We start from the raw sequence: 19,983 nt of genomic DNA, 5'->3' as shown, positions 1-19,983 counted from the left end.
CCTTGGTCGTTGTCAGACGAACAGGTCGACCTTCTGGAACGTCGTCACATCGATCAGGCCGACATCGGAAATCCTCAGTTCCGGGATGACGACCAGCGCCAGCAGCGAGTGCTGCATATAGGCGTTGTTCAGCGAACAGCCCATCTGGCGCATTGCCTCGGTCAGCTTGTCGGCCTTGGCGGCGACGATTTCGGCGCGCTCGTCCGACATCAGGCCGGCGATCGGCATTTCGACCAGCGCCAGTTCCTTGCCCCTGGAGAACAGCACGACGCCGCCACCGACCTCGCCCAGCCGGTTGACCGCCAATGCCATGTCCTGCTTGGAGGTGCCGACGACGATGATGTGGTGGGCATCATGCGCCACGCTGGAGGCCATGGCGCAGTCGCTCATATAGCCGAAGCCGGAGACGAAGGCGTTGGTGACGCCGCCCGTGCCGCGGTGGCGCTCGACCAGCGCGATCTGGCAGACGTCGTTGCGACGGTCCATGGCGACCAGGCCGTCCTCCACCGGAAGATCGGCCTCAAGCGCCCGCGTCGGCGCCTGGTTCTCGATCACGCCGATGACCCGCACCCGAATTTCGTTGGCGCCGACAGGCGCCACGATGTCGAAATCCCCCGGTTTGAGCTTCTTGCCGAGCTTGACGGTGTTCTTTGCCGTCTTCGGATAGTCATAGGCCGGAATGTCGATGTCGAGCTTGCCGCCCTTGGCCAGCCTGACGCCGCGGCCATAGACTTCGTCGATGGTCATCGCGGCCAGATCGGAAACGATCAGCAGATCGGCGAGCCGCCCCGGCGCGATCGACCCCAGCTCGCGCTCCAGCCTGAAATGCTGGGCCGTGTTGAGCGTCGCCATCTGGATCGCGGTCACCGGCTTCAACCCCTGGCCGATGGCGTGGCGGACCACCCGGTCCATATGGCCTTCATGGACGAGCGTCCCGGAATGGCTGTCGTCGGTGCACAGGATGAAGTTGCGCGGATCGAGCCCGCTCTCCGTCACCGCCTTGATCTGCGAGGCAACGTCGTACCATGCCGAGCCCAGCCTCAGCATTGCCTTCATGCCCTGGCGGACGCGGGCGATGGCGTCCTCGGCGCGCGTGCCTTCGTGGTCGTCCTCGGGGCCGCCGGCGACGTAGCCGTGGAACGGCAGGCCGAGATCGCGCGAGGCATAATGGCCGCCGACGGTCTTGCCCGCCCTCACCGTCGCGGCGATCTCGCCGGCCATCACCGGATCGTTGGCCGCGACACCGGGAAAGTTCATCACCTCGCCAAGTCCGACGATGTTTTCCCAGCCCATCGCCTCGGTCACATCGGCAACCGTCAGCTCGGCGCCGGCATGCTCCAGCCCAGGTGCGGAAGGCACGCAGGACGGCATCTGCACAAGGACGTTGATCGGCATGGCGACCGCCTCGTCATGCATCAGCCGCACACCCGGCAGGCCGAGCACGTTGGCGATCTCGTGCGGGTCGATGAACATCGAGGTGGTGCCATGCGGGATGACCGCGCGGCAGAACTCCGTCACCGTCACCATGCCGCTCTCGACATGCATGTGCGCGTCGCAAAGGCCCGGCACCAGATAGCGCCCGCCGGCGTCGACCACCTTGGTGCCCTGGCCGATGGCATGGCCGGCATTCGGCCCGCAATAGGCGAAACGGCCGCCGGCAATGGCAATGTCGGTGCCGGCGATGATCTCGCCGGAATGAACGTTGACCCAGCGCCCGTTGCGGATGACGAGATCGGCGGGCCTCCTGCCCATGGCGACGTCGACCAGATGCGTCGCCGCCTCGGCCCAGGGTTTTGGTTTCGTCGCACGCGCGGTCTTCGCCATGAGGAGACTCCTGTTTTCCCGACTGTGCCAAGCCGCGCGGATTTTGACCAGCGGGGAACTTGTGGGTCGTGTGCGGCTACTCGGTCTTCACCTCTCGTTGCCGGAGGCGCCGTCGGCGGCGCTGCGAGGCGCCGTCCACGACAAAATGCCTCAACCGGAAGACGAGTCCGGTTGCGGCAAATCAGCTTGTTCGGGAGTTTCGATCAGGAAATCGGGCGCTCAAGTATCGCCCCGTTGTTCCCTGTCGCGGCAGTTGAGAAGCTCGACCAGATCGTCGGCCTCTTCGATCGGCATGTCGATCAACGGGACGCCGACCTCGACAACCGGCAGTCCCGTGAACACATCGATGATGTCCCAGGTGCCTTCAGGTGTCTTCTCAGTGTCGTAGCGTTGAGTCATGGAGTGCAGGAGGAGATTAGCGGGTGCAGGAGAAGATTGGCGCGTTTTCTCGGTTATCGCTCGTTTGGGCTCCGGGAATGCGAAAACAGTTCCCGCCCGGCCTGATCAAGCGCCTCAAGCAATGTGACAAAGGTGCTGGGCAGTCGTGGGTCGACGGCAAGATTCAGCACGCCGTGTAAATGCCGGCGATAGTCTTCGGAACGCAGCAATTGCCGTACCGCGTTGGCAACAGACTTCCCTTGTCGTGGGTCAAACTCTGCCATGTCAGGGGTTCCAGTAGCTTTAGCCCGAAACTCAGCCGCTCCGAAATGGTTCCGGGGATCTTGATCAAGTTTGAATCAGTGGATGGCCCGTCACTGGCGAGGGGTTGCCGCTGGCTCGATGACGGCAGCCATGCCGTTGATTTGGCCACTGTGCTGATTTTGTGCCCGACGACCCGCCGCCAAGGCGGGTTTTTGGTCCAGGTTTTAGCGCTATCAATGGACATTGAGGCAAGATTCAGATTTTAAACCACATGTCGCGCCTTGCAGCGCAGCGACAAATCGTGCTTCCAGTGTCAGATTTTTCGGTGGCAGAAGATGGCTTGACGGCCTTTGGCTGGCGTTTGAAAAGGACTGCCTGCGGACGTGGCGGAATTGGTAGACGCAAGGGACTTAAAATCCCCTCTGCTTTCTCTCCCGTACCGTATCTACCCCCCAAAACCCATGTAATTCAACATTTTCAGCCTTGGTCTGGAGCCTCAAACCGCACACCTCCGTTTGCGGAGAAGATGTCGTGACATAGCGCCCTTGTGGCACGGAAGTTGTGACATGGTGACACGAAGGAGAACTTAACGTGAACGACTGGCTGGTCCTCGCTGACCTACACGAAGAGCTGGCAGCATTGGAGAACTGATGACCCACCACGACCACATGCTCCAGCGGCAGATCGAGCTGGAGATCGAAATGTCCGGTCTAGGCCGGGATCGCTACCTCTCCCGCGTCCGCAAGAACATCGACAGGGAGCGTGGCTACGAGACTGACACCGGGCGCTGCATCCTTGAGGGCTCTGTGCCGCCCGTCGCCGAGGGCATCAACCAGTTCGTCACCGCGATCATGGACGGACACCCCAACAGCCGCGCCGTCGCCTTCCGGCTGATCAAGGACATGGACTTCCAAGTCGTCTCCTACCTCGCCTGTCGGGCCATCCTCGCGCGTATGATGATCCGATTATCGCCACCACCACCATCTTCCGCATCCTCAAGGACCGCTACACCGGCAGGGCCACGGGCAAGACCATCATGCTCGGGTTCCAGCAGGAGACTGGTCGGTTGCTCGTGCGGGACGACGACCCATTCAAAGACAAGGACGCCAAAGAACATGGCTTCTCGAACGAGAGCGATGACGACCTACCTTTCTGAAAGAGGCTCAGACGATGCTAGTGGCTCGTGATCTCCAGCCAGAGCACGAAGAGGCAAATCCCGAAGAACACCAGCCCGGAAGTCACCTTCAGCCGCCCATACAGCCCCAGCCTTTCATAGTATCTGGTGTATCGCTCCGTTGTGCCGGGCAAATCGAAGATATCAATTCTCGTATCTTCCCCAGGTTCCTTGTCGGTCATTTTCCCTCTGGCGGTCGAGTACCGGCGATCAAGCCACAGTATCGCCCATTGCCTCTATCCGAGCAATGCCAAGACATCTGACCTTCGACCACACGAACGAGAACATCCCCTCTGCGCTGATCGTTCGGCGCGAGGGCTCCCGCCTAATCCTCCAAGGCAGAACTGCCACCATCGTCCTGTTCGCGGAAGCGTGGAGGGACGTGGTGAGCGCAATTCAAGAGGTATCCATTGGCCAACCAAGCCATCACCAACCTGACCCAACTCCTACTCGCTGAGAAGGAAGAGAAACGACAGCTCTACAACCGCTTCAAGGAACTCGAACGGGAACGTGACGGGCTCGCTCAGATCGCGGCCCAGACCAGTGAACTGCGACAGCAGATCAGGGTTCTGGCCGACGAGAACAAGGCCCTCGACAAGCAGTTGGCCCTACTCACCTAATGGGTCAGACCACCCTCGTCTTCGACATCGAGACGAACGGACTGATCCCAGAGATGACCACGATCCATTCGTTGGTCATCAAGAATACCGAGACAGGCGGCATCTGGTCCTGTCACGACCACCACCCCGAAGAGCTTGTCGTTGAAGCTGGCCGGCACATCGAGACCGGCCCGAGCATCGACTTTGGCTTGAAGCTGCTGATGGAGGCTGACGTCATCGTCGGCCACAACATCCAAGACTTCGACGTGCCAGCGATCCAGAAGGTGCGCCCTTGGTTCAAGCCAAAAGGCACCGTTCGCGACACCCTGATCATGTCCCGTCTGATGTACGCCGACATCGCCCGCCGATTGGCCACTGGTGAGACCGTTCTCCTTAAGAACACGGTCAACGACAACGCCGATGGCTTTAGCAGCCTCAGCCTTGATCTGCAGGACGCGGTCACGATAGGCCCGCTGCGACGACAGGGTGGTCTTTCCAGACCGTCCGCTGTATTCCGCATCAAGCATCGCCACGGCGTACTCAGGGTTCGTCTGGGCGATCCTGGCGGCGGTGTTGAGGTACTCCTGATCGAGCGTCTCTTCGTTGGCACCGAGGGAGCCCTTGGTTCCCAGCTCGCCGCGCATGGCGTTGAGGTTCTTGGCGAACTGATCCGGCGCGACACCGTTGGCGATCCACTCGTTGGCCTTGTCGCTTACCACCGTGAAGGCGGTGTCGACGGTCGACTGGTTGGTGCGATCGATCCGGTACTTGTCCTGCTTGGCGAGGACCGAGGTCTTGTATTGGTCCCACGCCTTGGCAGCCGACGCGATGGCGTTCGGGTCCGTCAGGCCGCTCTTCTCGATGCTCTCTTGGAACTTCTGAGCGAGGTACTGTTCGGGGTTCCCTTTGTCCCAATCGAAGCTGGTCTGAAGCTCGGTGTCGGTTTCCTGCGCAAGGCCCTGAGCCCACTTGTTGCCGTAGACGGACTGGCGCGCGGCGTTGGCGAACTTGTCGTCCGTCACCGACATGCGGCCCTCAGCGATGTCCCTGCGGGTCTCTTCGAGGGTCTGGCCGGCGATCCGCTTCTGGAACATGGCCTCTTCACGCTCGCGGGCAGCCTTGTCGGGCTTGCCGACGACACCTACGAGGTTCCCGAGGGTGTTCGAGAATGACCCGAGGGCGTCAGCCAAACGGAACATGTTCTCGTTCCTGGCCGGCTGTGCCGGTGCTGCGTATGTGTCAGACTGCATCGGAGCTGGCTGAAGCCGAATGTTGGCCTGAAGCTCCGGTGTCTGAACTCTTCCTTGTCCTGCCATTAAGCGACCCCTGCTGCCTTAGCGCGTTGATACCCGCCGTACGCATCGAGACCGCCACCGAGGATACGGATGGCAGCGTCGGCGAAGGATGGCCTCTGGCCCTGTTGGACCGAGTTGATGCGGCCCTCGGCCTGCGCCTGAGTTGCGTCCATCTCGCCTCGGAGATAGTCGGCCTGCATCTGGTAATTGTTGTCGAGGGTGCGCTCGTAGCGACCCTGCTGCCCGTAGTAGTCAGCGATCAGGGCATCGACGGAGAGGCCCGTCACACCGGCTTCGCCGGCAGCCACCTCAGCGGTGGCCCTGCTTCGCATCGCCTCAGTGGCAAGGTTCTGTTGCTCCCGAGAGGCAGCCTTGCGTTCCTGTACCCCAGCAGTTCTCCACTGGTGTAGCCGAGGGGGCACAGGGACCTAGGAGACCCCTACCTGCCAGATTGGTGAGGGATGAGCTTCTTGGCCTCCTTAGCGGCAGCCTCGAATGCCTGCCGTATCTCCTTGGGATCGACCTCCTCACCCTCCAGGGCTCGAAGGCATAGGGCCGACGCATGGTGCCACTTGGGTCCCCTCTTGTTCCACTCCACGAGCTGCTCGGATGCACCTCGGACATTGTTGCAGGCATAGCTGACACCGACCAGCTCGGTCTTCACGAACACCGGAGGGGAGAACCAGGAGGAACGATGTAGGCCCGCGCGGGTTTAGAATTGCGGCGGTCGATTCTCCGTGGAATGCAGCCGCTGTGGGGTCCGTCGTTGTTCCCTCAACGGCGGCGGGCTCCCCCTTAGCAGGACCCGTAAGGGCAGCTATGGAGTTTCGTCCCGACCGGCCTTTCCGATCGCCTCAAGCAATGATGCCAGAGTTGGCGTCAGTTCCTGTTCGACCTCCAGCCCAAGCAGCTTGTGGACATGACGACGATTGTCTTCGGTACCGATCAACTCCCGAACGGTATCGGCAAGGGTCTTATGGCCCGCTGCGTCACGCTTTGCCATGTCGGCATGTCCCAACCCCGCCCGAGCCGCAACTCGCAGGTCACGGATTGGTTCCGTTAGGGGTCAGGAATGTTTGGGACCCAGGACCTCGCATGTCGACCATCAATCTTAGTCAGATTGTTGGGTTCGCTCCGCCAACGCAAACGCTTGCAAATTCCTGGATTTGCCGATGTCTTGATCAGCGTTGGAAATAATCGAGAAGAACGCCGCGCGAGCGATGTCCTTTTTCGACGCGTCCGGATGCTCCTTCTTTGCAGCCTTCAGGAGCTGTTTAGGTGTCATCTCTGGCGTCACTACCCGCATCAGCGTGTCGCCAATCGCCTGCAATTCGGTCGGGTTCATAAGAGGTTCCTCAATTGCTAACGTCCTCTTATCTAAATGTCCCCCCCGGTGTCTTCTGTTCCGGTAGTTGGTTGGTCGGAATGTTTGGAACAGATTTCTGAGCGCGAAGGACTGGCTGATCAACTGACAGCCATTAGAGGATCATTCGCGAACGTCGAAGGCTACCGCGCGCCCAAATGCCGGAGCCGCCTCCACGATAAACTCGATCAGATCACAGTCGGTCACTTCCCAATGGGGGCCATCTTCGCGCACCGCTGCTATGGTGGCCTTAACGGAGACGATTCCGCCGTATGGCGCTGCCACGATGACCTCCGTAACAAGGTCCCTGACTGTGCGCCCGTTGGTCGTCTTAACGTTCACCCGAGAGTTGCCCGAGCCGCTGCCCCAAGTAACCACTTGTTGCACTTTCCCGGAAAAAATCAATGTACGATTTCGTACCAAAAGGATGGCGCTCTGGGTCGGCTAGACCTTCGGGGTTCCGTGACGGTAAATGAGCAGCGGGGACCGGGCGGGGGGCTTGGGGTTAGTCCCCGCTGCTTTGAGCTGCCTTCGCAAGGTGCAGTGGCAGCACAACTAAATAGTGACTGAGCGATGACGGGACCCAGACAGCGGAGCCTTGGGCACGCTGTCAGTCTTACACCGGCTAGTGCCGCCCCCAAGGCCACCCGGGCGGGTGTCTCAAGCGTGCGGCCGGGGACGGACCCTCAAATGCGACTTCCGTAACCCCAGCCTACACACCCGGCCTGACGCGCGTGCCCACCCAGTGACGAGTGCCCACCCTATTGACCCCAGCGTCAAGCGACAGGTCATTTGTAGCCGATATAGATCGCCCCCAAATCGGCCGCTTGAGCTAGCTCGGATAGACAATTCGGGTGAACGGGGTCAAAAGGAGGGGTCGGAATATCCGGGCCAAATTTTCTTACGACCCATCGGATAACTGGCTCGCGCGACGACCCCCCGTGCCCCTTCATTTCCAGCCACGCGGCGCGTCATGTCGCCTTGCATGTCACAGGCTATGCCACAACGCCGGCAATTCCCCAATGATTTCAACGTTCACTTGGAGATTATGCATCTGATGGTGCGCGCTATGGGCGCATGAGGGGCGCAAATGGTGCATCCGAGGAGGTGGCCAGCGGGGAGCATGAGGGCTACGGCAACGTCATCCGCGTCGACTGGCCCGAACACCTCGCCTTCTGGGACAAGGATCGCTCCGCCGAGAAGCCCTACACCACGCCACACCCATACATCGACATCCTGGACGTCCGCGTCTTCAGGGGTGGCGAGGGCTGGGAGGCTGCCGAGGCTGACTGGCGCGACGACATGCTGGCCGAACACAAGATCAACTGGCCGCACCTCTACTGGGAGGTTTCAGCATGATCACCGACCTGATCACCCTCTGGATCGTCGTGTTCGCCATCCTCGTCCCCCTCTATTTCATCGCGAAGTGAGATCAATGCATGAGCAAGTTCGTAGTCCAGCGCCTCGCGGAACACACCGAGCGGGGCAACAAGTGGCTGCTCTTCACGGAGCATCCAGACGGTGCCCACACGACGCTCGGGTATCACATGAAGCGCACCGCTGCGGTCACTGTGGCGCGGCTCCTGGCCGGTCGCCGGGGCAAGGTCGAGGTCCGTGACAAACCCGTCAGGATTGACGCATGGAGGATTGAAGCTTGACGCTTTTGAACAAGATTCTTGTATGGGTGAAGTTGCACAAGATGCGACTTCGGGCCAGAGTACCGAACGGGAGATAGGGGTTCAGCCTACCTCCCGAACGCGGGCATAGCGCCAAGCTGGTACTCGGGATCGTAGCCTTATCACTTGTCAGGCGACAGCTGCGATCCCACCCAGCGCACTTTACAACGTGAGGACACGAATTTCGGGTCCGCACGATTGTTAATGTACTGGTTGCAGATGACTCGCGCCTGCCGTGGCGGCCTTTTCCCACAGGCTTTTTGTTCCCTGTCTGTTCACGCGTTGTAGCGCGGTGTTGCTCCAACCCAGAGTTGGTGCGATAACAGATGTATGGAGCCCTTGACGGACAACGAGTTCCAAGCGCGGCTCAAGGGATTGGGCACGCGCCTTGACGAGCTTAAGGCTGCAAAGCGAGTTGCGCCTTCTCGGGAACATGTTGAAAGGGGGCCGCTTGGCCAGACAGATCCACGAGAGGCCGAGTTTCTGGCGCGGACGGGGTGGCGCGGTGACCGTAACCCCGTGTTTGTGTTTGGAGCCCTTGTTCTCTTTGTTCGCTCGCTACGTCGAACGCGCTAAGCTGCCGGCCTGTACAGGCTTCCGGGTCTAACTATCGCCGTTGGGATTGAGTGCGGAAATGCCGTTTGTTGACGCCACGAACCAGCCCCCGCCGACTGCCGCTGAAAAGGCGCAGAACCAGCAGATTTACTTGGACAACTTGGCCCAGGCTGAACGGGATGCAGTTGCGCAGCGGTCCTTCGATGAGAAGATGATTTTCATCTTGGCCGGTACAGCACTGCTTGTAGTTGTCTTGTTTGGCCGCTGGTTCATGCGGCTCATGCGAGAATTGTTCCTCAATTCGGCCGCCAAGAGTGTACGGGCAAAGCGGGCGGTATCCGGTAAAGTGGAAAGTCTGAAGCGCGAAATTATCGACCGCGCCGACAAGTAATTACTCCACCACCGCAAGCCTACTCAACCCTCTGACCATAAGCGCGAACGATCCAGTTCGCCTTGCCCTGACAGGGGTAGCACGGCTCTCGCATTTGCTGTCGCAGATCATCATCGCGACATTGGTGGCGGTCGGCTTTGCTGACGCCGTCATCAGCTTCAGCGCAACGAACTGAGCCGTCTCTGGGGACAAGGTGACCCGTGGTGTCGACGCCAAGCGCATCAAGGAATGGATGGATCATGCCTCGTTCGTCACCACAGAGCGGTACATGAAGCTGGCACCATCAGCCCTCGAACTGGCAGCCTCCGCTCTTGAGCCCGAGGGGATGCATCCTGCCCTTAAGGTCGTGGCGTGACGCTGGTGACCTGACGGAAAGTTGATGGGGATAAACCATGAACATTATTGCGACCGAATGCCACATCTGGTACCGCACGAGAAGGGAGGACCACACAACCTTTAGTAGAGGTTCGCGGAACGTGCCCAAAATCCAGTACTCCAACCACACCTACGCCCTAAATGTAGTACCTGCCGAGAATATCCTGCACGCCATGGATTTCGCTCGGTATCTAAGTTGTTCGCTCAACCTCTATGTGGTCGTCAACTTCCCTGCTGAAGATGCCGACATAGCTGCCTGGCTCTTCACAAGGGTCAGGGACAAATACCGTGACTGGTACAATTGGCGGACAAAGAAGGTCTATGGCTCGCCGAAGCCGGCGCTGTATGTCTACACCCTGGAAAACCCCAATGGTCAGGCCCATGCCAATTGGGTTGTTTACGTCCCTCAGGCGCTGCGGGCTGAGTTTCTGCGGAAGCTCCCCGGATGGGTGAGAAAGGCTAAAGGCCGCACCCCCGGCGAGTTCGACGTCAAGTCCAAAGCCGTCGACCAATCGAAATACAAAAGCCTCGGCAAATACATCAACAAAGGGCTGCGTGAGAGATACGGTAGCTATCTCCATATCGCCACGACCGCTCAAGGTCCCATATTTGGGCGGCGAGCTTGTTCCAGCGCAGCCATCAACAAAGCTGCCCGGGCGGCGGCTGGATTTGTTCCCAAACGAGATCGCATCCAATGGCATGATCCCGCAAACAGGAACTCGACAGATGAGGTCGCCTAGCGGCGGCCTTGCGCAATTCTGTGTTTTGGCGTCGAGTGAGCGCTATGCAGAAATCAGTTGTGCTAGACTTTGTGATTGCGTCCCTGATCGGGGCAGTGTTGTTAGTGATCGTCGGATACTTCGTTGAAGCCCGAGAGCTGAGTTTCAGCTTTTGGCTATCTCACCCGGTCTGGATTGGCGCATGGACATGGGCACTTGGCGGGGTACTCATCGGCTCCGGCCTTCGGTACCTCGCCCGTTGAACCAGACCGTCGCCTCTTTCCCATGTCGCAGGAAACGAGGTTTCTTAGCGGGCCTTGCACTTGTGACATGGGCTGTGACATACGGTGCCACGGTGACTTGCGGGCGTGGCGAAACTGGTAACCGCACAGGACTTAAAATCCTGCGTCCTCAGTGACTTACGGGTTCGACCCCCGTCGCCCGCACCACCGGATAAGGGACTTAAAATCCCTCGATCTCTGATCGTACGGGTTCGATTCCCGTCGTCCGCACCACGTTGAAACAACACGGTCGGGCTTGCAATCGATCTGATCAAGTGCCTCGCCTTCGAAGCGCGATGGCCACTAAACCGCAGCATTATCGAGATTCAAATAGCCCGCCACCGTGACGCAGCGGCTGGACCGAGGAACATTCCGGCTTAACATATGTTATACGGGCTATGGCAAAGCTCCCTCGGCTCCCGCCACCCTCGTTTCGCATTGTGCGTCTCGCGCTCTGCCTTGAGCTTGCCATGCGCAAGCACCAACAGGCCATCAAGCTAACGAGCCCGCGACCCGTGAGGCAGCGGGCTTGTTGATTGGCCAGTTGAGGGATCAGGCCGCCGGCTTTGCGCTCTTGTGCCGATTGGTCGACGCCCGCGACGTCGATCAGACGCGACGATCTCCCCGGCTCAGTCAGATCGCTCCGTCCCGGTGATGCGCCGCGTGCTGTCGGAACAAATGGGATTTACGCCGGTTAACATTCGAAGGGACCGCAACGAAGCGGTATGATGATGATTGATATTTTTAGCTTCGAACTGGCCAATGCCAGGCTGCGCGTCAAACGGGCCGAGCGCTCGCTTAAGCGTGCGAAGTTGGCGGACGATGGCTGCGTCGCCGTCAATATCGCGTTGTGCGACCGCATACGGTCCGAGAAAAAACGCGTCATTGAGGCCAGGGAACGCATGACGAAGATCGATCGGAAGGATTGACCCATGATGCTCGCGACCCTCCACCTTGAAGATGCGAGACACGGAGAGATATACCGTGCCGCAAGGCTCGTGCTGCTGAGGCAGCAAGTTTTGAAGCACATCAAGCGCACGGACGCCTCGGCCCAAAAGGTCGAACAGGCGCTGGCTAGGTTGGCCGAAGCAAACACGATCGGAGACCAACGCGCGGATCAGTAGGGCCGCGCTCATGCGACACCCGTTTTGCCCGACATCAAGGAACGATATCGCCCGCCATGTGTTACAAACTCATGGACACCATGGAACCCCACGGCCACGGGACGGCGGCCGAGACTCCCGAGCAACGCATCAAACGGGCCGAGCTCGCGCTCTCACGTACAGAAGAAATGATCGCCGAGAATAACGCGCTGTGCAGCAGAATACGAACTCAACGGCGTGTGGTCGAGGCCAAGGAACGGCTGATGAAGGTGGATCCCAATAGCCCAGCCAGCAATATGTGAGTCTTTTGCCTCACCTGAAATCGCCTCGGCTGCATTTCCGCACCAAGCCCTGTAGTGTCGGTTTCCGCACTATGGATTTGATGTTTGTGGTGCGGCTTCAGCACTGAAATCTGACGTTTTCCGCCACTGGACTTTGTTTTTTGGATGCGGCTCTGGCAGCGCGAGCGGCCAGTTCCGCCGCCTCGATCGTCTCTATCTTGCGCCATCGTCGGTTGGCTCAGTGCCCTCTTGGATACCCAAGGGTTGACACCTAGAAAGAGACTTAAAATCCCTCGATCTCTGATCGTACGGGTTCGATTCCCGTCGTCCGCACCAGCACACCGACGGTGCTCCTCGGCGGCATCCAGCTTCCGGCATGGATCAAGCCCGGATCGGGTTCAGCTTCAGATGCTGGATCAGGATGATGGTCTTGGCGTCGATAATGCTGCCGTCGTGGATGCCGGCCAGCGCCTCGTCGAGCGGCATTTCCAGGACCTCGATGTCTTCGCCTTCGTCCGGCGCGCCGCCGCCATCGGAGATGCGGTCGGTCGGCGAATAGCGGGCGACAAAAAACCAGAGCCGCTCGGTCACGCTGCCGGGGCTCATGAAGGGCGAAAACAGCCGTTCGACGTCCTTCAGCCTATAGCCGAGTTCCTCTTCCGCCTCCTTGCGGATGCAGGTTTCGGGATCGTGTTCATCGAGCAGGCCGGCGCAGGCCTCGATCAGCGGCTCGCGGTGGCCGGTGGCGTAGGCCGCGTAGCGGAACTGCCGCACCAGCAGAACCGTCGAGCGCTCCGGGTCGTAAGGCAGGATCACCGCACCGTCGCCGCGATCGTAAGTCTGGCGGATCTGCGTCTCCCACTGCCCGTCGCGCCGGCGATAGTCGAGGACGGTCTTTTTCAGGACTGCCCAGTCGTCGGAAAGGACTTCCTCCGAACGGATGCGAATGCGGTCTTCCATGGTGAACTCCGTGTTGCCGGCGAGGCGTAGCGGTGATCGGGCCTTCGCGCAATCCCGACAGCAGCTTGGCCGACGGTGCCTGCTGCGGAACGTTTGAGGTGCCCGGCAGGGGCAGACGGGCAGCGCTCACCGCCTCGTGTATGGCGCAGGCGCAAACCATTGCCTAAATAGCGACAGCCCCTCCCCGGAGTTTCCTGATGACCCCTTCCCTTTTCCAGCCGATCACGCTTGACGGCCTCACCTTTCCCAACCGCATTGCGGTGGCGCCGATGTGCCAGTATTCCGCCGAAGACGGCTCGGCCAGCGACTGGCACCTGTATCACTGGATGAACCTGGCGATGTCCGGCGCCGGCATGGTCACCGTCGAGATGACCGACGTCGAGCGGCGCGGCCGCATCTCGCATGGCTGCCTCGGCCTTTATTCCGACGACAACGAGGCGGCCGCCCGGCGCGCGCTGGATGCGGCCAAGCGCGTCGCCGCCCCCGGCACCAGGTTCGGCACGCAGCTTGCCCACGCCGGCCGCAAGGCCTCCAACCAAAAACCTTGGGAAGGCGGCGGGCCGCTGAACGCCGATCAGGACCCGTGGCCGATCGTGTCGGCCTCGGCAATCGCCTACGACACGGGCTGGCAGGTGCCGCGGGCGCTGGAGGATGAGGAGATCCTGCAGATCATCGAACGCTTCGCCGAGGCGGCAAGGCGGGCCGAACGTGCCGGCTTCGATTTCATCGAATTGCACGCGGCGCACGGCTATCTGATCTTCCAGTTCCTGTCGCCGCTTTCCAACCAGCGCACCGACCGCTGGGGCGGCTCGCTGGAAAACCGCATGCGTTTTGTCGTCGAGATCGCCAAGGCGGTGAGAAAGGCAGTGCCCGGGCTGATGCTCGGGGCGCGTCTGTCGGTCAAGGAATGGGTCGATGGCGGCTTCGACGTCGACGACGCAATCGAAGTGGCCAAGGCGCTGAAATCAGCTGATGTCGCCTATCTCTGCTGCTCGAGCGGCGGCAATTCGCCCCTGCAGAAGCTGCCGGCAGGTCGCGGCTACCAGGTGCATCTGGCGGAAGCCGTTCGCAACGGCGCCGGCATCCCGACACGGGCCGTCGGCCTGATCGACGATCCGAAGCAGGCCGAGGCGATCGTCGCCGAGGGCCGTGCCGACATGGTGGCCTTGGCCCGCGCCTTCCTCGCCGATCCGCGCTGGGCGTGGCGCGCCGCGGCCACCTTCGGCGAAAAAATCCAGCCGGCGCCGCAGCTTGCCCGCTCGGTGACAACGATGCAGCACTGGATGAAGGCGGCCGGCTGACCGGCCCGATTGCAGGGCCGCCGCCGCAACGACCGTTACCCCGAGACTTTTGCGCACGCCAAGGGGCGTGCAACCAAATCAGCGGCTCCGCGTTGGCGGCGATGATGGACAGCAAGCCTTTTGAAAAGCCAGTCGTGGTCGAACTTGGCCGTGTCGGCAAATACCGTGAGATCCGCAGCACCCAGGAAGCTGCGGAGTGCCTGATGACCGTCTGGCCGCTCAATCGTGGCCCTCGGCATCGCGATGCTCTCGACACTTGCCTAAAAGTGCTGGAAGGTTATCGTTCGACAGCGGATGCGCGCCGGGCATTGGTCGAGGCCGCCATGGAATCGGACGTGCTGGTTCCCGAAGAGAGATTGCCCGAAGGCAAACTGCCCGACCGCAAACTGCCCCAAGGCAAACCGCATTGAGCAACCTGAGCTTTTTCCACTGGAGGATTTCATGGCCAAGCTGACCTACAAGATCGTCGAGCATGACGGGGGCTGGGCCTATAAGGTCGGCGAGACATTTTCGGAGACGTTCCCTACTCACGAAGACGCGCTGCGCGCCGCCGAGATCGCTTCGGCCGAACAGCAGGTCGCCGGCACCACCGACGGCATCCAGTACGAGGACGCCGAAGGCAAATGGCACGACGAGCTCGCCGACGGCCGCGACCGGCCGCAAACCGAAGTTTCCGATTAGGCTGGTGTCGTAGCTGATGCCTTCTCGCACCTCCGGTTTTAAGAGCTGGGGCTGGGCAAATCATTCTCCTGCTGCGACCCTGGACATGGCGAACTCCAATCCCATTGGGGACAAACACGATCAGGCGCGGCGAAGAAGGGCGCTTGCCACGCAACCGCTTTACAGGGCAGTCTGGTAGCGCTACCGTTTCATCATCGCGCGTGACCAGGGAGGAGCTTTGGGAACTGCCGCGGCCAGTCAGGAAAGCGGTTTCCTTCGAAGACGTCGCAGGAAGCATTCGGGAGGAAATCGATGGCGTCTGTCGCGATTGGCGATGTCTACAAATCATTCGGAACCGTCGAGATTCTCCACGGTGTCAGCGTCGATATAGAGGATGGCGAGTTCGTCACGCTGGTCGGGCCGTCGGGCTGCGGAAAATCGACCCTTCTCAGGATGATCGCCGGCCTGGAAAAGATTTCGCGCGGCCAGATCGCGATTGGCGAGCGCGTCGTCAACAACGTTGCGCCAAAAGAGCGCGACGTCGCCATGGTGTTCCAGAACTACGCGCTCTACCCGCACATGACCGTCGCCGAGAACATGGCGTTCTCGCTGATGCTCAAGGGTGTTGCGAAAGCCGAAAGCGCTGCCAGCGTCAGGCGCGCCGCCGAGATCCTGGGGCTGGTGCCGTTGCTGGAGCGCTATCCCAGGCAGCTTTCCGGCGGCCAGCGCCAGCGCGTCGCGATGGGCCGGGCGATCGTGCGCGATCCGGCGGTCTTCCTGTTCGACGAGCCGCTGTCCAATCTCGACGCCAAGCTCAGGGTGCAGATGCGCGCCGAGATCAAGGAACTGCACCAGCGCCTGAAGACCACGACGGTCTATGTCACCCACGACCAGATCGAGGCCATGACCATGGCCGACAAGATCGTCGTCATGCATGACGGCATCGTCGAGCAGATCGGGCCGCCATTGGAACTCTACGACCGGCCCAACAATCTTTTTGTCGCCAGCTTTATCGGCTCGCCCGCCATGAACATGCTGAGGGGCGAAATCGCGACGGATGGCGGCTCACCGTCTTTTCGCGGCTCCGGGGGGATTTCCCTGCCGCTGGCCGCAGTGCCGTCGACCGGCAGTGGCGAGCAGGTGGTGCTGGGGATACGCCCCGAGCATCTGCGGCTATCCCAAGACGACGGCATTCCAGTCACCGTCGTGGTGGTCGAGCCGACCGGGTCGGAAGTGCAGCTTATCGGCCGGACGGCCGGCGGTGACGAGATCGTCGCCAATTTCCGCGAGCGCCATTCCTTCACGCCGGGCGAGACCGTCCGGCTCACGGCCGAACCGGGCCTCATCCATCTCCTTCATGGCGAAACCGGGCAGCGCTTCGAACTGCGCGCCCGGCAGTAAGAACCATAAGGCGCGACAATAAACAGGAGGAAACGAGCATGAAATTCACCAGACGTGACGTGATCCGCACGACCGCCGGCGTGGCGGCGGGAGCCTTGGGAAGCCGCTTCGTCGGCTCTTCCGCCTTTGCCCAGGAGGGGTTGACGTACAAGCCCGAAGACGGCGCAAAGCTGCGCATGCTGCGCTGGTCGCCGTTCGTTCAGGGCGATGAAGACCAATGGCTGGCCAACACCAAGCGGTTCACCGAGGCGACAGGCGTCGAGGTCCGTGTCGACAAGGAAAGCTGGGAGGACATTCGCCCCAAGGCGGCGGTTGCCGCCAATGTCGGCTCCGGCCCAGATCTGATGCTGGTCTGGTTCGACGACCCGCACCAGTACCCCGACAAGCTGCACGACGTGTCGGAACTGGGTGAGTATCTCGGCACGAAATATGGCGGCTGGCACGACGGACCAAAGCAGTATGCGACGCGGGAGGGAAAATTCCTCGGCCTGCCCCTGGCCACCATCGGCAATGCCATCGTCTATCGGGAAAGCTGGGTGAAGGAGGCCGGCTTCTCGGAGTTTCCGAAGGACACGGCGGGCTTCCTCGAGCTTTGCAAGGCCTTGCAGGCGAAGGGGCATCCGGCCGGCTTCACGCACGGCCATGGCGTCGGCGACGGCAACAACTATGCTCACTGGCTGCTGTGGAGCCATGGCGGCCAGATGGTCGACGAGAGCGGAAAGGTGACGATCAACAGCCCCGAGACGCTCAAGGCGATCGAATACGCGCAGGAACTCTACAAGACCTTCATCCCCGGCACCGAAAGCTGGCTCGACGTGAACAACAACCGCGCCTTCCTGGCCGGCGAACTGGGCGTCATCGCCAACGGCATTTCCGTGTATAACACGGCCAAGACCAACAAGGACAATGATCCGAAACTGGCTGAAATCGCCAAGGACATGCGCACGACCAGCCTACCGATCGGTCCTGTCGGAAAATCGGTCGAGCTGTTCCAGGTGACCACGGCCGTGATCTTCGACTACACGCCCTACCCCAACGCGGCCAAGGCCTATCTGCAGTTCATGTTCGAGGAACAGCAAATGGCAGAGTGGATCACCTCCTCCGCCGGCTATTGCTGCCAGACACTCAAAGCCTTCGAGAACAATCCTGTGTGGACGGCCGACCCGAACAACGCAGCTTACGCCAAAGCCTCGGCGACGCTGCGTCCCAACGGTTATGCCGGGCCGCTCGGCTACGCCTCGGCGGCGACCATGGCCGACTATGTCCTGGTCGACATGTTCGCCAAGGCGGTGACCGGCCAGGCGACGCCGCAGGAGGCGATGGAAGAGGCGGAAAAACGCGCCAACCGCTACTATCGCGTTTGATCACTGCCGAGCCGGGCAGCCGCGACCGCGCTGCCCGGTCTGTTTCCCAGAATCGTGTGGCGGCCACTCAGGCCACCATGCCAGCAGAGCTTATGAGGAGCCGTCCCATGGCCGTGTCGTCCGCTGCCGTTCAGCCGCGTCCGTCGATCCTGTCGCGGAGCCTGTCGCTCCTGGCCGACAGCAGGAACGCGCTTGGCTTCGGCTTCATGCTGCCGGCGGCAGCGCTGCTGCTGGTCTTCCTGACCTATCCGCTCGGGCTCGGCATCTGGCTCGGCTTCACGGATGCCCGCATCGGCCGCCCCGGCATCTTCATAGGCATCGAAAACTACCAATATCTGTCGGATGACGCCGTCTTCTGGCTCTCCGTATTCAACACCTTGCTCTACACGATAAGTGCCTCGATCCTGAAGTTCGCGCTCGGCCTCTGGCTGGCGCTTATTCTCAATCAGAACCTTCCCTTCAAATCGTTCTTCCGCGCGATCGTGCTGCTGCCGTGGGTGGTGCCGACGGTGCTGTCGGCAATCGCCTTCTGGTGGATCTACGATTCGCAGTTCTCGATCCTGTCCTGGGCACTTATGGAAATGGGCCTGATCGACCATCGCATCAATTTCCTCGGCGATCCTGTGAACGCGCGCGCTTCGGTCATCGCCGCCAATGTCTGGCGCGGCATTCCGTTCGTGGCGATCACGCTGCTGGCCGGCTTGCAGACTATACCGCAGTCGCTCTACGAGGCCGCCACGCTCGACGGCGCTAGTCGCTGGCAATTGTTCCGTTTTGTGACGCTGCCGCTGCTGACGCCGATCATCGCCATCACCATGACGTTCTCGGTGCTGTTCACCTTCACCGATTTCCAGCTGATCTACGTGCTGACCCGCGGCGGACCGGTCAATGCCACCCATCTGATGGCGACATTGTCGTTTCAGCGCGGCATTTCGGGAGGCCAGCTTGGCGAGGGCGCCGCCATCGCGGTCGCCATGATCCCGTTCCTGCTTGCGGCGATCCTGTTCAGCTATTTCGGCTTGCAACGCCGCAAATGGCAGCAAGGCGGCGGAGACTGACATGGCCACGATCAAAAAAACGAAACGTCCGGAACTCGACGAAGGCGGCATGGGCTACCTTCAGAGCCTGCCGCGGCGCGTGGTGACGGTCTATCTGCCGTTGCTGGTGTTCGTCATCGTGCTGTTGTTCCCGTTCTACTGGATGACGATCACGGCGATCAAACCCAACCTCGAGATGACCGACTACGCCAATTTCAATCCATTATGGGTCGTGCATCCGACCTTCGAGCACATCCGCTATCTCTTGTTCGATACGTCCTATCCGGGCTGGCTGCTCAACACGATCATCATCTCCACCGCCGCCACGTTCCTGTCGCTGCTGGCTGCGGTGTTCGCGGCCTATGCGATCGAACGGCTGCGGTTTTCCGGGGCGCGGCAGGTCGGGCTGGCGATTTTCCTCGCCTATCTCGTGCCGCCGTCGATCCTGTTCATCCCGCTGTCGGTGATGGTGTTCAACCTTGGGCTTTACGACACCCCGTTCGCGCTCATCCTCACCTACCCGACCTTCCTGGTGCCTTTCTGCACCTGGCTGCTGATGGGTTACTTCCGTTCGATCCCGTTCGAACTGGAAGAATGCGCGCTCATCGACGGGGCGAGCCGCTGGCAGATCCTCATGAAGATCGTGCTGCCGCTGTCGGTGCCCGGCCTGATTTCCGCCGGCATCTTCGCATTCACCCTGTCATGGAACGAATTCATCTATGCGCTGACATTCATCCAGTCGTCCGAAAACAAGACTGTGCCGGTCGGGGTGCTCACGGAGCTTGTCCGCTCCGACGTCTATGAATGGGGAGCGCTGATGGCCGGAGCCCTGATCGGCTCGCTGCCGGTGGTGGTGCTCTATTCGTTCTTCGTCGAGCACTACGTTTCCTCGATGACCGGAGCGGTGAAGGAATAGCGCCCTGCGGGGCGCCTTCTCCCTTCTCCCCTTGTGGGAGAAGGTGGCCTCGCGAAGCGAGGTCGG

Annotated in this window: 28 protein-coding genes and 1 tRNA gene; 18 read left to right on the top strand and 11 right to left on the bottom strand. The window is 60.9% G+C overall.

What is annotated here, in order from left to right:
* Positions 1-12: 12 nt before the first annotated feature.
* From ade to AC0L2R_RS01930, 3 genes are all read right to left on the bottom strand, one after another.
* Positions 13-1,824, bottom strand: coding sequence for an adenine deaminase (gene ade / locus AC0L2R_RS01940; RefSeq protein ID WP_287221213.1), 1,812 nt, complete (start codon positions 1,822-1,824; stop codon positions 13-15).
* A 219-nt stretch (positions 1,825-2,043) separates the two neighbouring features.
* On the bottom strand, positions 2,044-2,223 hold the full coding sequence (locus AC0L2R_RS01935; protein WP_128173227.1) for a hypothetical protein: 180 nt from the start codon (positions 2,221-2,223) through the stop codon (positions 2,044-2,046).
* A 53-nt stretch (positions 2,224-2,276) separates the two neighbouring features.
* Positions 2,277-2,486, bottom strand: a complete 210-nt coding sequence (locus AC0L2R_RS01930; protein WP_287221210.1) for a hypothetical protein — start codon at positions 2,484-2,486, stop codon at positions 2,277-2,279.
* A gap of 630 nt (positions 2,487-3,116) precedes the next feature.
* Here AC0L2R_RS01930 and AC0L2R_RS01925 point away from each other — a divergent pair.
* On the top strand, positions 3,117-3,653 hold the full coding sequence (locus AC0L2R_RS01925; protein WP_473507559.1) for a hypothetical protein: 537 nt from the start codon (positions 3,117-3,119) through the stop codon (positions 3,651-3,653).
* On the opposite strand, the gene AC0L2R_RS01920 is transcribed toward AC0L2R_RS01925, so the two are convergent.
* Positions 3,640-3,822 (bottom strand): hypothetical protein, encoded by a 183-nt coding sequence (locus tag AC0L2R_RS01920; RefSeq protein ID WP_473507558.1) that lies wholly within the window; start codon positions 3,820-3,822, stop codon positions 3,640-3,642. The two genes, AC0L2R_RS01925 and AC0L2R_RS01920, sit on opposite strands and share 14 nt — an antisense overlap.
* A gap of 228 nt (positions 3,823-4,050) precedes the next feature.
* Here AC0L2R_RS01920 and AC0L2R_RS01915 point away from each other — a divergent pair, with 228 nt between their 5' ends.
* Positions 4,051-4,260 (top strand): hypothetical protein, encoded by a 210-nt coding sequence (locus tag AC0L2R_RS01915; RefSeq protein WP_473507557.1) that lies wholly within the window; start codon positions 4,051-4,053, stop codon positions 4,258-4,260.
* Here AC0L2R_RS01915 and AC0L2R_RS01910 read toward each other — a convergent pair.
* The 6 genes from AC0L2R_RS01910 to AC0L2R_RS01885 form a co-directional block, all read right to left on the bottom strand.
* Positions 4,257-5,438, bottom strand: coding sequence for a hypothetical protein (locus tag AC0L2R_RS01910; RefSeq protein ID WP_473507556.1), 1,182 nt, complete (start codon positions 5,436-5,438; stop codon positions 4,257-4,259). The two genes, AC0L2R_RS01915 and AC0L2R_RS01910, sit on opposite strands and share 4 nt — an antisense overlap.
* A gap of 116 nt (positions 5,439-5,554) precedes the next feature.
* Entirely contained in the window at positions 5,555-5,956 is a 402-nt protein-coding gene (locus AC0L2R_RS01905; RefSeq protein WP_473507555.1) for a virion core protein, T7 gp14 family, read from the bottom strand.
* 17 nt (positions 5,957-5,973) lie between these two features.
* Positions 5,974-6,198 (bottom strand): DUF982 domain-containing protein, encoded by a 225-nt coding sequence (locus AC0L2R_RS01900; protein ID WP_473507554.1) that lies wholly within the window; start codon positions 6,196-6,198, stop codon positions 5,974-5,976.
* A gap of 153 nt (positions 6,199-6,351) precedes the next feature.
* The gene (locus AC0L2R_RS01895) at positions 6,352-6,537 is read right to left on the bottom strand and encodes a hypothetical protein (RefSeq protein ID WP_473507553.1); all 186 of its coding nucleotides are present in this window, start codon (positions 6,535-6,537) and stop codon (positions 6,352-6,354) included.
* A gap of 108 nt (positions 6,538-6,645) precedes the next feature.
* A complete protein-coding gene (locus AC0L2R_RS01890) occupies positions 6,646-6,879 on the bottom strand; it encodes a hypothetical protein (RefSeq protein WP_128248517.1) in 234 nt (77 codons plus the stop codon).
* Between the two features lie 141 nt (positions 6,880-7,020).
* Positions 7,021-7,182, bottom strand: coding sequence for a hypothetical protein (locus AC0L2R_RS01885; protein ID WP_473507552.1), 162 nt, complete (start codon positions 7,180-7,182; stop codon positions 7,021-7,023).
* A 792-nt stretch (positions 7,183-7,974) separates the two neighbouring features.
* On the opposite strand from AC0L2R_RS01885, the gene AC0L2R_RS01880 reads away from it, so the two are divergent.
* The 9 genes from AC0L2R_RS01880 to AC0L2R_RS01840 all read left to right on the top strand — a co-directional run bounded on the left by AC0L2R_RS01880 (position 7,975) and on the right by AC0L2R_RS01840 (position 12,299).
* A complete protein-coding gene (locus AC0L2R_RS01880; protein ID WP_473507551.1) occupies positions 7,975-8,256 on the top strand; it encodes a hypothetical protein in 282 nt (93 codons plus the stop codon).
* Between the two features lie 80 nt (positions 8,257-8,336).
* Positions 8,337-8,555, top strand: coding sequence for a hypothetical protein (locus AC0L2R_RS01875; RefSeq protein WP_473507550.1), 219 nt, complete (start codon positions 8,337-8,339; stop codon positions 8,553-8,555).
* Positions 8,556-9,207: 652 nt separating this feature from the next.
* Positions 9,208-9,519: a hypothetical protein gene (locus AC0L2R_RS01870; protein WP_473507549.1), complete on the top strand. Its 312-nt coding sequence runs from the start codon at positions 9,208-9,210 to the stop codon at positions 9,517-9,519.
* Between the two features lie 193 nt (positions 9,520-9,712).
* Complete coding sequence (locus AC0L2R_RS01865) at positions 9,713-9,874, top strand: hypothetical protein (protein WP_473507548.1); 162 nt, start codon at positions 9,713-9,715, stop codon at positions 9,872-9,874.
* 37 nt (positions 9,875-9,911) lie between these two features.
* A complete protein-coding gene (locus AC0L2R_RS01860) occupies positions 9,912-10,634 on the top strand; it encodes a hypothetical protein (protein ID WP_473507547.1) in 723 nt (240 codons plus the stop codon).
* Positions 10,635-10,975: 341 nt separating this feature from the next.
* Positions 10,976-11,062: transfer RNA gene (locus tag AC0L2R_RS01855), tRNA-Leu, on the top strand.
* A gap of 557 nt (positions 11,063-11,619) precedes the next feature.
* Positions 11,620-11,823: a hypothetical protein gene (locus AC0L2R_RS01850; protein ID WP_473507545.1), complete on the top strand. Its 204-nt coding sequence runs from the start codon at positions 11,620-11,622 to the stop codon at positions 11,821-11,823.
* Positions 11,824-11,826: 3 nt separating this feature from the next.
* The gene (locus AC0L2R_RS01845; protein WP_287221204.1) at positions 11,827-12,018 is read left to right on the top strand and encodes a hypothetical protein; all 192 of its coding nucleotides are present in this window, start codon (positions 11,827-11,829) and stop codon (positions 12,016-12,018) included.
* A gap of 56 nt (positions 12,019-12,074) precedes the next feature.
* Positions 12,075-12,299 (top strand): hypothetical protein, encoded by a 225-nt coding sequence (locus AC0L2R_RS01840; protein ID WP_473507544.1) that lies wholly within the window; start codon positions 12,075-12,077, stop codon positions 12,297-12,299.
* Positions 12,300-12,659: 360 nt separating this feature from the next.
* Here AC0L2R_RS01840 and AC0L2R_RS01835 read toward each other — a convergent pair whose 3' ends face one another.
* Positions 12,660-13,238: an NUDIX domain-containing protein gene (locus AC0L2R_RS01835; RefSeq protein ID WP_287208657.1), complete on the bottom strand. Its 579-nt coding sequence runs from the start codon at positions 13,236-13,238 to the stop codon at positions 12,660-12,662.
* Between the two features lie 197 nt (positions 13,239-13,435).
* Between AC0L2R_RS01835 and AC0L2R_RS01830 the strand changes: the two genes are divergently transcribed.
* The 7 genes from AC0L2R_RS01830 (at position 13,436) to AC0L2R_RS01800 (ending at position 19,917) form a co-directional block, all read left to right on the top strand.
* Complete coding sequence (locus tag AC0L2R_RS01830) at positions 13,436-14,539, top strand: NADH:flavin oxidoreductase/NADH oxidase (RefSeq protein ID WP_473507543.1); 1,104 nt, start codon at positions 13,436-13,438, stop codon at positions 14,537-14,539.
* A gap of 101 nt (positions 14,540-14,640) precedes the next feature.
* Positions 14,641-14,949 (top strand): DUF982 domain-containing protein, encoded by a 309-nt coding sequence (locus tag AC0L2R_RS01825; RefSeq protein WP_051407746.1) that lies wholly within the window; start codon positions 14,641-14,643, stop codon positions 14,947-14,949.
* 31 nt (positions 14,950-14,980) lie between these two features.
* The gene (locus tag AC0L2R_RS01820; protein ID WP_023798198.1) at positions 14,981-15,220 is read left to right on the top strand and encodes a DUF2188 domain-containing protein; all 240 of its coding nucleotides are present in this window, start codon (positions 14,981-14,983) and stop codon (positions 15,218-15,220) included.
* A 291-nt stretch (positions 15,221-15,511) separates the two neighbouring features.
* The gene (locus AC0L2R_RS01815) at positions 15,512-16,600 is read left to right on the top strand and encodes an ABC transporter ATP-binding protein (protein WP_473507542.1); all 1,089 of its coding nucleotides are present in this window, start codon (positions 15,512-15,514) and stop codon (positions 16,598-16,600) included.
* Between the two features lie 38 nt (positions 16,601-16,638).
* Positions 16,639-17,964: an ABC transporter substrate-binding protein gene (locus AC0L2R_RS01810; protein ID WP_128246597.1), complete on the top strand. Its 1,326-nt coding sequence runs from the start codon at positions 16,639-16,641 to the stop codon at positions 17,962-17,964.
* 206 nt (positions 17,965-18,170) lie between these two features.
* Complete coding sequence (locus AC0L2R_RS01805; RefSeq protein WP_413468443.1) at positions 18,171-19,022, top strand: carbohydrate ABC transporter permease; 852 nt, start codon at positions 18,171-18,173, stop codon at positions 19,020-19,022.
* Position 19,023: 1 nt separating this feature from the next.
* Positions 19,024-19,917 carry a carbohydrate ABC transporter permease gene (locus AC0L2R_RS01800; protein ID WP_091591324.1) on the top strand — a complete coding sequence of 298 codons (894 nt, stop codon included), beginning with the start codon at positions 19,024-19,026 and terminating at the stop codon, positions 19,915-19,917.
* The last annotated feature ends 66 nt before the right edge of the window (positions 19,918-19,983 follow it).

The sequence above is a fragment of the Mesorhizobium sp. WSM4820 genome (genome assembly GCF_055811075.1).
The sequence above is the reverse complement of the archived record's forward strand: the minus strand, read 5'-3'. Positions and strand labels throughout refer to the sequence as shown.